This window comes from Aliiroseovarius sp. YM-037 (assembly GCF_048060095.1).
In the GTDB taxonomy this organism is placed as follows: domain Bacteria; phylum Pseudomonadota; class Alphaproteobacteria; order Rhodobacterales; family Rhodobacteraceae; genus JBLUOA01.
Genome location: NZ_JBLUOA010000001.1, coordinates 511,701 through 524,186 on the forward strand (window position 1 = coordinate 511,701; position 12,486 = coordinate 524,186).

The following is a 12,486-nucleotide window of genomic DNA, read 5'->3' on the forward strand; positions in this document are numbered from 1 at the left end:
GCAACTCGGCGAACAGCGGCGCTAGAGCGCGCGCTCCGAATACGTCGGCTCACTGCTTAACCCGTTCCATCTTCGGATCATAGAGCGGGCCGAGCTGCACTTCGCAGGGCACGCGTTCGGTGGCGACTTCAAGTTCATACGTGCCGGAGGTGACATAGTCCGCATCGACGCCATCAATGTTGCGCACGTAGCCATAGCCGATCGATTTACTGACCGTGTAGCCAAAGCCACCGCTTGTCAGCCAGCCGACTCGTTCGCCGTCACGATAGATTGTTTCGCGGCCCAGAAGCACGACATCGGGGTCGACAGTGAAACAGACGAGCATCTTTTTGACGCCACCGTCGCGCTGCGCCTCTGCCGCGTCGCGGCCCTTGAAGGGGATGTTCTTGCGCAGCTTCACGGCCCAGCCTAGCCCGGCCTCATGCGGCGTATGATCCGGCCCGATGTCAGAGCCCCATGCGCGATAGCCTTTTTCCAGCCGCAGCGATTCAATCGCGCGGTAGCCGGCGTTGACCAACCCGAGCGGTGCGCCTGCCTTCATCAGCGCAGCATAGACGGTCGTGGCGTATTCGACGGGCAGGTGCAACTCCCAGCCAAGTTCGCCGACGTAGGTCACGCGCAGTGCCATGACCGGGCAGCCTGCGATACCGATGGTGCGCAACGTGCCGAAGGGGAACGCGTCGTTCGACACGTCATCGCGCGTCACAGCCTGTAAAATATCTCGCGCCCGTGGCCCCATCAGCGACAGCACAGCGTTCGTCGATGTGATGTCGAACAACTGGCAATTCGCACCATCCGGGATGTTGCGGCTGATCCAGTCGAAGTCATGCGTGGCATAGCCGGTGCCGGTGACGATGTAGAATTCATCCTCTGCCACCCGACCCACGGTCAAGTCACATTCGATGCCGCCCTTGTCGTTCAGCATTTGGGTGTAGGTCAGGGTGCCGACGGGCTTGTCCACATCATTGGCGCAGATCCAGCCAAGCGCGGCGACGGCGTCGGGCCCCTTCAGCGCGAATTTGGCGAAAGAGGTTTGATCAAACAGCACCGCAGCCTCTCGCGCGGCTTTGTGTTCGCGGCCAACCGCATCAAACCAGTTCTGGCGGCCAAAGCTATAGACATCCTCGGCCGTTTCACCCTTTCCGGAAAACCAGTTCGGGCGTTCCCAGCCGAGCTTTTCGCCAAAGCACGCGCCGTGTGCCTTCAGGTCTTCGTAGAGAGGTGACTTTCGGCACGGGCGGCCCGAGGAATGCTCCTCATGCGGCCAGGCCATTGTGTAGTGCTTGCCGTAGGCCTCAACCGTGCGGGTGCGCACCCAATCGGTGTCAAAATGCGGCCGGCCAAAGCGCCGGATATCGGCGGACCAAAGGTCATAAGGCGGCTCCCCCCCATGCACCCATTCGGCAAGCGCCATGCCAGCCCCGCCGCCCGCCGCGATGCCGAAGGCATTGAACCCCGCGCCGACGTAGAAATTCCGCAGCTCCGGCGCTTCGCCGATGATGAAATTGCCGTCGGGGGTGAAGCTTTCTGGTCCGTTGGTCAGTGTCTTGATCCCGGCGTGTTCCAGCGCGGGGACGCGGCCAAGGGACAGTTCCATCAGTTGTTCAAAATGGTCAAAATTGCTGTCGAGCAGGGTGTAGTGGAAACCCTTTGGAATGCCTTCCACCGCCCACGGGATCGGGTTCGGTTCATAACCGCCCATGACAAGGCCGCCGACCTCCTCCTTGTAGTAAGTAAGGCGATCCGGGTCGCGCAGGGTCGGAAGGTTCGACGGCACGCCATCAAAGGCCTCAGTCACCATGTATTGATGTTCCATTGGAACAAGCGGCACATTGACACCGAACCGGGCAGCAAAATCGCGGGTCCACTGCCCGGCGCAGCAGATCACCTTCTCACATTCGATGCGCCCCTGATCAGTGATAACCGCCTTGATCTGGCCCTTGTCGATTTCGATATCGGTGACTTTCACATCTTCAAAGATGCTTGCCCCCGCCATCCGCGCACCCTTGGCGAGCGCTTGGGTTATGTCGGACGGGTTTGCTTGCCCGTCCGTCGGCATGAAGGCCGCGCCAATCACGTCATCGACCTGCATCAGCGGCCAAAGGTTCTGCGCTTCCTTCGGGGTCAGCAGCTCCATCTCAAGCCCGAAGCTATGGGCGGTGGTTGCTTGCCGCTTCACCTCGGTCCAGCGTTCTTCGGTGCAGGCCAACCGCAGCCCGCCATTCATCTTCCAGCCGGTGCCAAGGCCGGTTTCTTCCTCAATCCGGTTATATAAATCAACGGAGTAGCCGAGAAGCTGCGTGATATTGGCGTTCGACCGTAGCTGCCCCACCAACCCCGCCGCGTGGAACGTTGTGCCCGATGTCAGCTTTTTCCGCTCAAGCAGCACTGTGTCTGTCCAGCCAAGCTTTGCCAGATGATAAGCGGTTGAGCAGCCGACAATCCCGCCGCCGACAATTACGGCCTTCGCTGATGAGGGGAGATCTTTCATAACGCGTGCCTCAGCTGTTCAGGAATTCATCGTGCGCCGCACGAAAGCGGGCGAGGTTTTCGGCGGTGTAAGCCGCATAGTCGAAATCGAGTGTCGAGGTCAGTTCGCTGACCATGCTCCACATCGTTTCCCTCAGCAGCGACGCGCATTTCATCGCCTCATATCGGTGCCGCAGATGGTCGGTGACGGGGGCGTCAAAATACGCCTCCAGCAGCCATTGTTCTTGCGCGGCGGTCAGCTCGTTGTTTGAGGCCAGCCCACCCAGATCGAACAGTGGAGAGTTGAAGCCGGCGTAATCAAAATCGATCAGCCAAAGCCGGTCGCCATCATCAAGCAGGTTCGCCGCCAGCAGGTCATTATGGCCAAACACCATGTCAAACGGCCCCGCCGCCTGTTCCAACGCGTTTCCAATCCCGACGAGTTCCTGCACCAGCGGCCCGTGTGCGGAGCCCTTGTCCGCCAAGGTCGCGCCGTAGTCGCGGATGACGTGGAACACCCAGAAGATCAACGCCGGGCCGCGCAGGTGGTTCGGCACTTCGCGATGGCAGCGCTTCACAAGGTTGAGGATGCGCGGCAGCATATCGGGGTCGCGCACGTCTTCGGGCGCGAGGGTCTTGCTGTCGATAAATTCGAGCACCGTCAGCGCGTGTTCGGCGTGGACCACCGCCGGCGATACACCAGCGGCGTGTGCCGCACGACTGGCGGCGAGTTCATTGAACCGCATCACCTGATGTTCGGGAATATCATCGCCGACGCGGACGACGTATTTGCCGGTCATATCCTCTACCAGATAATTGACATTGGTGATGCCACCTTCCAGCGGAGCCAGCGTGATCGGGTCCTTCCAGATCGGTAAATCCCGAATGCGGTTGAGAATATCAGTCATCGTGCCTTCTCCATCCCAAAGCGGATGCGCGCGCCGCGCGCACTGGCCGAGATCAGCCTGTCCGCGATGATCGCGATGAAGGCGATTGCAAGGCCCGCGACCAGCCCGCGCCCGGTGTCGGCTTTGGTCAGCGCGATATAAACTTCTTGCCCCAGATCACGGGTGCCGACGAGCGCGGTGATGACCAGCATCGACAGCGCCAGCATGATCGTCTGGTTGATGCCCAAAAGGATTTCCGGCAGGGCCATCGGCAAGCGGATCAGGCGCAGAAGTTGGCTGTTGGTGCAGCCCGATACGCGGCCCGCTTCGATCAGGTCTTCGCTGACGCTACGCACCCCATGTGCGGCGTAGCGCACCGCAGGGGCCAGTGCACAAAGGACGATTGCCACCATCGCTGTGAAATCCCCGACCCGGAACAGCATGACGACGGGGATCAGGTAGACGAAGCTTGGCAGTGTTTGCAGCGTGTCGATGAAAACGCCGATCACCTGACCCGCCCGACGGTTAAGTGCTGCGAGAACGCCAAGCGGCACACCGATCAACGTGGCGATAATGACCGACGCGCCGCACAGATAAACCGTCACCATCGCCTTGGCCCAAAGCCCGTTGATAACGATTAGCGCCGACAGAACTCCACAAAGCAGCGCGAGTTTCACGCCGCCCGCACGCCATCCGATCAGCGTCAGCATCGCAATCGCCCACGGCCACGGGATGCCAAGCAACACCCGCTTGATCGGCAGCAGGAACCACGTCAGGAAGAACACTTTGATCGCCTCGAACGTGTCGAAATAGTTGATGTTCAGATAGCGGACGACATCGTCCCAGAACGCGCCCGTGGTGATCGTCTGGCTGTCAGGATAGCTTTGCAGCGCTGGGGCGATCCGACCCAACGCGAAGGTGATAACCAGCAGCCCAAGCACTAGGGTTGTGCGTTTGTGACGGCTAAACCAGTTGTGCCCGGTCGCGGAGGGCACAACCTGCCCGGCCCGCTCCGCGAAGGCTTGGCTTAACCGATCAACCGCAATCGCCAGAACCACAATCGCGATTCCGGCCTCGAACCCGGCGCCGATATCAAGCCGCCGCAACGCCGCGAGCACGTCAAACCCCAGCCCGCCCGCGCCGATCATCGACGCGATAATCACCATGTTCAGCGTCAGCATGATGACCTGATTGACCCCGACCATGATGCTTTTCAGCGCCGATGGCACCAAGATGCGCCACATCAACTGCTGCGGCGTGGATCCGGCCATGCGCCCGAAATCCACGACTTCGGGATCGACGCCTTTCAGGGCGAGCGTGGTGATGCGGATCATCGGCGGGGTCGCGTAGATGATCGTCGCGACAAGCGCGGAGACTGGACCAAAGCCGAACATGAACAGGATCGGCACAAGGTAGGCAAAGATCGGGATCGTCTGCATCAGGTCGAGGATGGGCGACAACACCCGTTCGCCCACTGGATGCCGATACGCCCAGATGCCGATGAGCAGGCCACCCCCTGCACCAATTGGCACGGCGATGATGACGGAGGCGAGCGTGACCATCGCGCTGTCCCACTGCCCGAAGATGGCAAGGTATAGAAAACACCCCCCCACCAGCAGCGCGAGCGGCCAGTCCCGGCAGTAGTGGCCAAGCGCCATGACCGCCGCCGTTACCGTTATCCAACTGATTGCGGGCACGATCACCGTCGCGCTGGAGCCTTGCCCGCTTAGAAATCCGGTCGCGAGGAGCGATACCACGAAGTCATACGGCACCTCAATCATCCACGCGATTGCGCGGGTGATGTCGGTGAAGGCGACCGGGCCAAGTTGTGCGTCTTCAACCAGCCATTTCATCGCGGCGGTAATGTAGTTTTTGAACGGGATCACCCACGCCGACGGGTATTTCACCAACCACCGCATATCGAGCGCCTGCGCGATGTCGCGGCCATAAATCCCCAAGATGAGTGTAACGGCGATCAGCCCCCAAAGAAGCGCGGCGCGATATGTCAGGCGACCGGTCAAGCGCCACCGCCCGAGCCAAAGAGGACTTTCGCGACGGCAATACGGTCGACTGCGCCGATGGTGTTCCCATCCTCATCAATGACCGGAACCGGAGCGTCCGTGCCTATGATCCGTTCCGCCACGTCGGACACACGGGTGCTGGCGGCAAGCGGTTCTCCTGCGCCGGTCAGGGCGGCGTCGGCAACCGCGCCGACAGTTAGAACCTTGCCGCGGGGGATGTGCTTCGTGAACTCCTCAACATAATCCGTCGCGGGGTTCAGCACCAACTCCTCCGGTGTGGCGATCTGGATGATCTCGCCGTCTTTCATGATCGCGATCCGGTCGGCAAGGCGCACGGCCTCGTCGAAATCATGAGTGATGAACACGATTGTCTTGTGAAGCTTGGCCTGAAGCCGCAAAAACTCATCCTGCATCTCGCGCCGGATCAGCGGATCGAGCGCCGAGAATGGTTCATCCAGAAACCACAGATCGGGTTCTGTCACCAGCGACCGTGCGATCCCGACGCGCTGCTGCTGACCGCCGGACAGTTCGCGGGGGTAGTTGTCTTCGCGCCCTTCAAGACCGACCAGATCGACAACCTCGCGCGCCCGGACCGCCGCATCGGGTTTCGCAACGCCTTGCACCGTCAACGGAAACATCACGTTTTGCAGAACTGTCAGATGTGGCAATAGGGCGAAGTGTTGAAACACCATGCCCATCTTGTGACGGCGGAGTTCGATCATCTCTTTGTCGCTGGCGCGCAGAAGGTCGGTGCCTTCGAACAGAACCTCGCCCGCCGTCGGTTCGATCAAGCGGGACAGGCAGCGAACCAGCGTCGATTTCCCCGACCCAGACAGCCCCATGATGACGAAAATCTCGCCCTCGGCGATGTCGAGCTGCGCGTCGCGGACCGCGCCGATCAAACCGGCATCGCGAATGTCATCAGCGGTGGGCTTTGGCTCCCGCTCTAACAATGCGCCGGGGTTTGCGCCGTAAAGCTTCCAGACATTGCGGCAGGACAGTTTGATCGGTTTGGTCATCGGCGCGCGGGTTCCCTATGCGACAGGCGGCTGAAATCCTGCCCCTTTGCGCGGTATCGGCGCGGGGCACTCAACGGCAGGGTAGGTCAAATGAGGGATTTGCCAAAGCCGCCAGGGAACGGCTTTGGCAGGGACAGAGGCGTTATTGACCGATCCAACCGGACCAGCGGTCTTTGTTCGCATCCATCCAGTTCGCAACCACGGCATCGACTTCCATGCCGTCAAGATCGGCGGAACCGACCATCGCGCTCATCTCCTCATTGCTGAGGGTGTAGGCGCCGACGATGTCGTAAGCCCCGGGCCATTTTTCCTGCATACCGGCCCATGCCGCTTTCCAGATCGGACCGCGGGGTTTGCCGCAGTCATAAGCCATGTTCGGGTTAATGCCCCAGGACGGGTCGGAATAACACTCGGGCGTAAAGGCCGGGAATTCGACGAATTCGCCTTCGTATTTTGCCGGGGCCCAATGCGGAACATATACCCAAAGGATGATCGGATCTTCGCGCTGATAGGCGGATTCAAGTTCGGCGAACAGCGCAGCATCGGTGCCTGCATGGACGACCTCAAAGTCAAGCTCCAACGCTTCGACGCGTTCATCGTCAAAGCCGCCCCAAGTCACGGGGCCGCCAACGTAACGTCCGTTTGGGGAGGTTTCCGCAGTCGCGAATTCCTCGGCGCAGTCCTTTAGCGCCTCCCAATTCGGCAGACCGGGACAGCGGTCTTTCATGTAAAGGGGATACCACCACTCCTCAATCGCCATGAGGCCGGTTTCACCGACGTTGACGACTTGGCCCGATGCCGTCGCCTCATCCAGCGCTTCGCGCCCGGTGGTTTCCCAGATTTCCATGGCAAGGTGCAGATCGCCCGTCTTTAGCCCGGCAAATTGCGCGATGTAGTCCGCCTGCACATATTCGACGTTATAGCCAGCCTCTTCCAGAATGCTGCCCATGATCTTCGTGTTGATAAGCTGGCCGGACCAGTCATGCAGCGTCAGCCGGATCGGATCGGTTGATTCCACGTCTGCCGACACCGCAGAGCCCATGAGAAGCGCGATCAATCCAGCGCCCAGGGTCTTGAAATTCCTTGTCATTTTCCACTCCCAATGTTGGTTGATACGGCGCGAATATGTTTTCGCTTATGTTAACCATGCAGTTCGCCCCAGTTTCTGTCAAGAAAAACCACAAAATGCCAAATATACCGACTGATGAGTGCATGATTTCGAGAAGTTGCGTCAAATCACTTGGCTTTTTGTGGCTTTTTCGTATAACAACAAGATCGACATCCGGGGGCAGCGATAGTGATCAGCAGTAAAACCACCAACCAGAGAGAACAGGAAATTCTGCGCGAAATTCGCCTGTCCGGGGGGTCGTGTCGCATCACTTATCTGGCGGAGCGTTTGGGCGTTTCCAACGAAACCGTGCGGCGAAACATCAAATCGCTGGAAGAAAACGCGATTGTTCGAAAAGTGCATGGCGGCGTGCATCTGCGCGACGATTCTCATGAACCGCCGTTGCAAAATCGCATGGATACGCAGGCGGCCACGAAGCAGCGATTGGCCGAAGCGGTGGCGGAAACCATCAGCGACGGGGATTCCGTTTTCCTCGATATCGGGTCGACAACGGCTTATGTGGCCATCGCGCTGAAGCAGCACAGCGACCTGTACGTCGTCACCAATTCGGTTTTCGTCGCGCAGACCCTTTCGACCCGAAACAACAACCGGGTCTTTCTGGCTGGGGGAGAGCTTCGCCCCCATGACGGCGGCGCGTTCGGGGCGGAGGCGCTGGAGTTCATTGGCCGCTTCAACGTCCGGTTCGCGGTGTTTTCGGTCGGCGCGGTCAACGCAGAGCAGGGCTTCATGCTGCACGATCTGGAGGAGGCGAACATCGCCAAGGTCGCGGCCGCGGGTGCGCAGGTGCGGATCGTCGTCGCGGATGCAGAAAAGTTCGGCAAACGCGCCCCGGTCGCGATGGGTGCGTCGCCGTCGGTTGATATCCTGTTCACTGACCAGCAGCCCACCGACGATGTTGCGAAACTGCTGCGGCGTAGTGATACGGAGCTGGTTGTGCTTTCGCCGGACTCGCCAAGCTGATTATCCTGCTGTCGATTTCAGGAGTTCACGCCACGATTTTGCAATTGCAGTATTTTTACACATGCCTCTGGCAAATCACACGCGACGTCACCAATTAGCTGCTTTCCATTCCCGCGCAATAGCGTAGTGTGGGACGGCCCTGTAACAACAGGGCGGGCGCGGTTGCGCCTTGTTATCGACGGAGAAGACCTAAATGACGCCCTTTGCCATCGCAGGCATTCAGATGCACGTCGCCGCATTGCACTCCAACGTCGATGGAATGATCCATCGCCTGGATGTGCTGATGGCGCGGTTCCCGTGGACCCAGATGGTCCTGTTTAGCGAACTGGCACCGTTTGGCCCGCTGACCCGTTATGCCTTGCCGCTGGAAAACGAAACCATCGACAGGTTTCGCGAGGCCGCGAAGAAGCACAACATCTGGCTGATCCCCGGATCGATGTTTGAATCGGCTGAGGACGGAAAGATCTACAACACTTCGTCGGTTATCAACCCGGACGGAGAAATCGTAGCGCGCTATCGCAAGATGTTCCCCTTCCGCCCATATGAAGAGGGCGTGGCCGCTGGAACGGAGTTCTGCGTCTTCGACGTGCCCGAGGTCGGGCGGTTCGGGCTGTCGATCTGTTATGACATCTGGTTCCCCGAAACCACGCGGCAACTGACGAGTCAGGGCGTTGAGGTGTTGCTGCATCCGGTTCTGACCGGCACGACGGACCGCGATGCGGAGCTTGCGATTGCGCGGGCGACGGCGGCACAGTTCCAGTGCTATGTGATTGACGTGAATGGCCTTGGAACCGGGGGTGTCGGACGATCTTGCATTATCGACCCCTCCGCGACGGTGTTGCACCAGTCAGCAGGGCAAGAAGACATGTTCCCCATCGAAGTCGACCTAAGCCAAGTGCGCCGCCAGCGCGAAACCGGGATGAAGGGTCTTGGGCAGGTGTTGAAGAGCTTCCGCGACCGCTCGGTTGATTTCTCGGTTTATGATCGGAACAGCGGGACTGATTCCTACCTGCATCAATTGGGTCCGCTCGAAGTTCCCAAGCAAGGCACCCGCGCCGGTTTGCGTGTTGATGTCGGCACGGAGGAGATTCCGGGTGACAATACCGTCACGGATTTGCATGCTGAAAAAGAACCGGCGCCCGTGGTCGGAAAAATACTGAGCGGCTGACCAAGGCGACCTGTCTGAAGCCCTAGGCAATCTTCGCGAAAGGTTCGGCCGCCACAACAGTGGAGACGAACATGATGCCATCCATGAGCGACTATTACTCTGCGATTCAACTTAGATCAGATCGCTGGAGCACGCTCAGGGAGGCGACAGACAAGATCGCGCGATCCCCGTCCGGCAAGGATGCCGAAAAGACCCGCAAACAGATCAATGAACTTTTCGACTCCCTGTCATTGATCGAGGCGTATTGGGCCTTTCCGGGGATGCAGGCGTTCGATCACGTTCGCCGCCAGTTCGAACACAACAACTTTGAAGACGCAGCATTCGCCGTGCAACGGATTACGCGGGCGCTGACGACCGGCGCCTATCGTCGGCGGCAAGTGCCGCTGGAACGGGACGCCGCCGATCAGGACGACCACGACGACGAAGCGGTCCAGTCGCTTGAAGCGCGGGCGCTGGCCAAGCCGTATTTCGAAGTGATGATCGTCGACAATGTGAATGAGCATCAGGAGCGTTGGCTGAAAAGCAACTTTTCCCGAATGCGGCGGCCCGAAGATCCGTTCCACTACGAACCCGTCGTCGTGCCCAGCCTTCAGGATGCGCTAATCGGTATTCTGTTCAATCACAACATTCAGGCGGTGGTGATCCGCCCCGGTCTGATCCTTGAATCGAAGGTCGAACTGCCGATCCTGACCCGGTATCTGAACCGCGCGGGCGGGATTGAAGCGATTGAAGAACTCGCGCCTGAAAACTATGGCCCGGAACTGTGCCGCCTGATAGGCAGGGTTCGACCAGAGCTTGATGCCTACCTTGTCACCGAACGGTCGGTGGAGGAAATCGCGGGCCTCGACCTCGGTATATGTCGGCGGGTGTTTTACAATCAGGAAGACTTCCTTGAACTGCACCTCAACATCCTGCGAGGGGTTCAGGCGCGGTATAAGACGCCGTTTTTTACGGCTCTCGTCGAATACTCCAAGCAACCGACCGGTGTGTTTCACGCAATGCCGATCAGCCGCGGCAAGTCCATTTCGCGGAGTCATTGGATTCAGGACATGGGCGCGTTTTACGGGCCGAACATCTTTCTTGCCGAAACATCGGCCACTTCGGGCGGGCTGGATAGCTTGCTGGAACCCCACGGCCCGATTAAAGAAGCGCAGGAGCTCGCCAGTCGGGCGTTTGGATCAAAACAGACATTCTTTGCCACGAACGGCACGTCGACCTGCAATAAGATCGTGGTGCAGGCGGTGGTGCGGCCCGGCGATATCGTGCTGGTCGACCGGGATTGCCACAAATCGCATCATTACGGAATGGTGTTGGCAGGCGCGCAGGTCGTTTACCTCGATAGCTATCCGCTGAACGAATATTCTATGTATGGCGCGGTGCCGCTGCGCGAGATCAAGCACCAACTGCTGCAATTGAAGGCAACTGGCAAGCTGGACCGTGTTCGGATGCTGCTGCTGACGAACTGCACCTTTGACGGCGTTGTTTATAACGTCGAGCGGGTGATGGAAGAATGCCTCGCCATCAAGCCCGACCTCGTGTTCTTGTGGGACGAGGCGTGGTTCGCCTTCGCCCGATTTGGCCCGACCTATCGCCAACGCACCGGGATGAACGCGGCGAATACGTTGCGTGAACGCCTGCGGTCCGACGCCCACGCCAAAGCCTACGCGGCGCAGCAGAAAAAGCTTGAGAATGCGGATGAGGAGACGCTGCTTTCAACCCGCCTGATCCCGCCGCCAAATGCGCGGGTTCGGGTTTACGCAACGCAATCGACCCACAAAACGCTGACCTCGCTGCGGCAGGGGTCGATGGTTCACGTCAATGATCAGGATTTCAAAGGCGAGGTCGAGGCGAGCTTTCACGAAGCCTATATGACGCACACGTCGACTTCGCCGAACTACCAGATCATCGCGTCGCTTGACGTCGGGCGGCGACAGGTCGAACTGGAAGGGTTCGAATTCGTCCAGCGCCAGCTAGAGGCGGCGATGTCGATGCGGCGCGCGATATCGACCCATCCTTTGCTTCAGAAATACTTCAAAGTGCTGACCGCCGGCGACATGATCCCAGAGGATTATCGCGAAAGCGGAGTGGAAAGCTACTACGACCCCGAACAGGGCTGGACGGATATCTGGGACTGTTGGGAAAAGGATGAATTCGTTCTCGACGCGACGCGGGTGACGCTTGCGGTGGGTGGCACGGGCTGGGACGGTGATACGTTCAAGACCGATATCCTGATGGATAAATACGGCATCCAGATCAATAAGACGTCGCGCAACACCGTTTTGTTCATGACCAATATCGGCACGACACGATCCTCGGTCGCCTATCTGATCGAGGTTCTGGTCGAGATTGCGAAGGATCTTGATGATCTTCTTGATGACGCATCGAAAATGGAGCGGCGCGGGTTTGAAAATCGGGTGAACAACCTGATGCACAATCTGCCGCCGCTGCCGGATTTCAGCCGCTTCCACGACGCCTTCCGCACCGATGCGAAGACGATGGAGGGCGACATCCGATCCGCGTTCTTCCTTAGCTACGATGAGAACAACTGCGACTATCTGGAACTTGACGGGTCGGTCAAAGCGGCGATGCAGGAGGGGGGCGATGTTGTCTCCGCCTCCTTCATTATTCCCTACCCGCCGGGGTTCCCGATACTGGTGCCAGGACAAGTGGTAAGCGAGGAAATTCTCGCCTTCATGCGTGCGCTCGACGTGAGCGAAATCCACGGCTACCGCGACGACCTGGGCCTGCGGGTCTTTACCAAAGAAGCGCTCAAACAACAGGCCAAGGCAAACGCTGCCCGGTTGAAGCTGAACGCCGAGCGCAACAAATAAAC

Annotated in this window: 8 protein-coding genes; 3 read left to right on the forward strand and 5 right to left on the reverse strand. The window is 59.2% G+C overall.

The genetic code is table 11. The features are described 5' to 3' along the window. Positions 1-49 precede the first annotated feature (49 nt). The 5 genes from ACEWPJ_RS02440 to ACEWPJ_RS02460 all read right to left on the reverse strand — a co-directional run bounded on the left by ACEWPJ_RS02440 (position 50) and on the right by ACEWPJ_RS02460 (position 7,486). The gene (locus tag ACEWPJ_RS02440; RefSeq protein WP_416510625.1) at positions 50-2,491 is read right to left on the reverse strand and encodes a GcvT family protein; all 2,442 of its coding nucleotides are present in this window, start codon (positions 2,489-2,491) and stop codon (positions 50-52) included. Between the two features lie 10 nt (positions 2,492-2,501). Next, on the reverse strand, positions 2,502-3,377 hold the full coding sequence (locus ACEWPJ_RS02445) for a phosphotransferase (protein ID WP_416510626.1): 876 nt from the start codon (positions 3,375-3,377) through the stop codon (positions 2,502-2,504). Continuing rightward, on the reverse strand, positions 3,374-5,377 hold the full coding sequence (locus tag ACEWPJ_RS02450) for an ABC transporter permease (RefSeq protein ID WP_416510628.1): 2,004 nt from the start codon (positions 5,375-5,377) through the stop codon (positions 3,374-3,376). The genes ACEWPJ_RS02445 and ACEWPJ_RS02450 overlap by 4 nt, the downstream gene beginning before the upstream one ends. Next, a complete protein-coding gene (locus ACEWPJ_RS02455; protein WP_416510629.1) occupies positions 5,374-6,396 on the reverse strand; it encodes a quaternary amine ABC transporter ATP-binding protein in 1,023 nt (340 codons plus the stop codon). Before ACEWPJ_RS02455 ends, ACEWPJ_RS02450 begins: the two co-directional genes overlap by 4 nt. A gap of 142 nt (positions 6,397-6,538) precedes the next feature. Further along, positions 6,539-7,486, reverse strand: a complete 948-nt coding sequence (locus tag ACEWPJ_RS02460; RefSeq protein ID WP_416510631.1) for an ABC transporter substrate-binding protein — start codon at positions 7,484-7,486, stop codon at positions 6,539-6,541. Positions 7,487-7,693: 207 nt separating this feature from the next. Here ACEWPJ_RS02460 and ACEWPJ_RS02465 point away from each other — a divergent pair, with 207 nt between their 5' ends. From ACEWPJ_RS02465 to ACEWPJ_RS02475, 3 genes are all read left to right on the forward strand, one after another. Continuing rightward, the gene (locus tag ACEWPJ_RS02465) at positions 7,694-8,485 is read left to right on the forward strand and encodes a DeoR/GlpR family DNA-binding transcription regulator (RefSeq protein WP_416510633.1); all 792 of its coding nucleotides are present in this window, start codon (positions 7,694-7,696) and stop codon (positions 8,483-8,485) included. A 193-nt stretch (positions 8,486-8,678) separates the two neighbouring features. Beyond that, the gene (locus ACEWPJ_RS02470; RefSeq protein ID WP_416510635.1) at positions 8,679-9,653 is read left to right on the forward strand and encodes a carbon-nitrogen hydrolase family protein; all 975 of its coding nucleotides are present in this window, start codon (positions 8,679-8,681) and stop codon (positions 9,651-9,653) included. Positions 9,654-9,727: 74 nt separating this feature from the next. After that, a complete protein-coding gene (locus ACEWPJ_RS02475; protein WP_416512988.1) occupies positions 9,728-12,484 on the forward strand; it encodes an aminotransferase class I/II-fold pyridoxal phosphate-dependent enzyme in 2,757 nt (918 codons plus the stop codon). Positions 12,485-12,486: the final 2 nt, after the last annotated feature.

Coding starts and splice junctions, on each gene's coding strand:
- ACEWPJ_RS02445 (WP_416510626.1), bottom strand. CDS start 3,377: ATGACTGATATTCTCAACCGCATTCGGGATTTACCGATCTGGAAGGAC.
- ACEWPJ_RS02460 (WP_416510631.1), bottom strand. CDS start 7,486: ATGACAAGGAATTTCAAGACCCTGGGCGCTGGATTGATCGCGCTTCTC.
- ACEWPJ_RS02455 (WP_416510629.1), bottom strand. CDS start 6,396: ATGACCAAACCGATCAAACTGTCCTGCCGCAATGTCTGGAAGCTTTAC.
- ACEWPJ_RS02475 (WP_416512988.1), top strand. CDS start 9,728: ATGCCATCCATGAGCGACTATTACTCTGCGATTCAACTTAGATCAGAT.
- ACEWPJ_RS02470 (WP_416510635.1), top strand. CDS start 8,679: ATGACGCCCTTTGCCATCGCAGGCATTCAGATGCACGTCGCCGCATTG.
- ACEWPJ_RS02440 (WP_416510625.1), bottom strand. CDS start 2,491: ATGAAAGATCTCCCCTCATCAGCGAAGGCCGTAATTGTCGGCGGCGGG.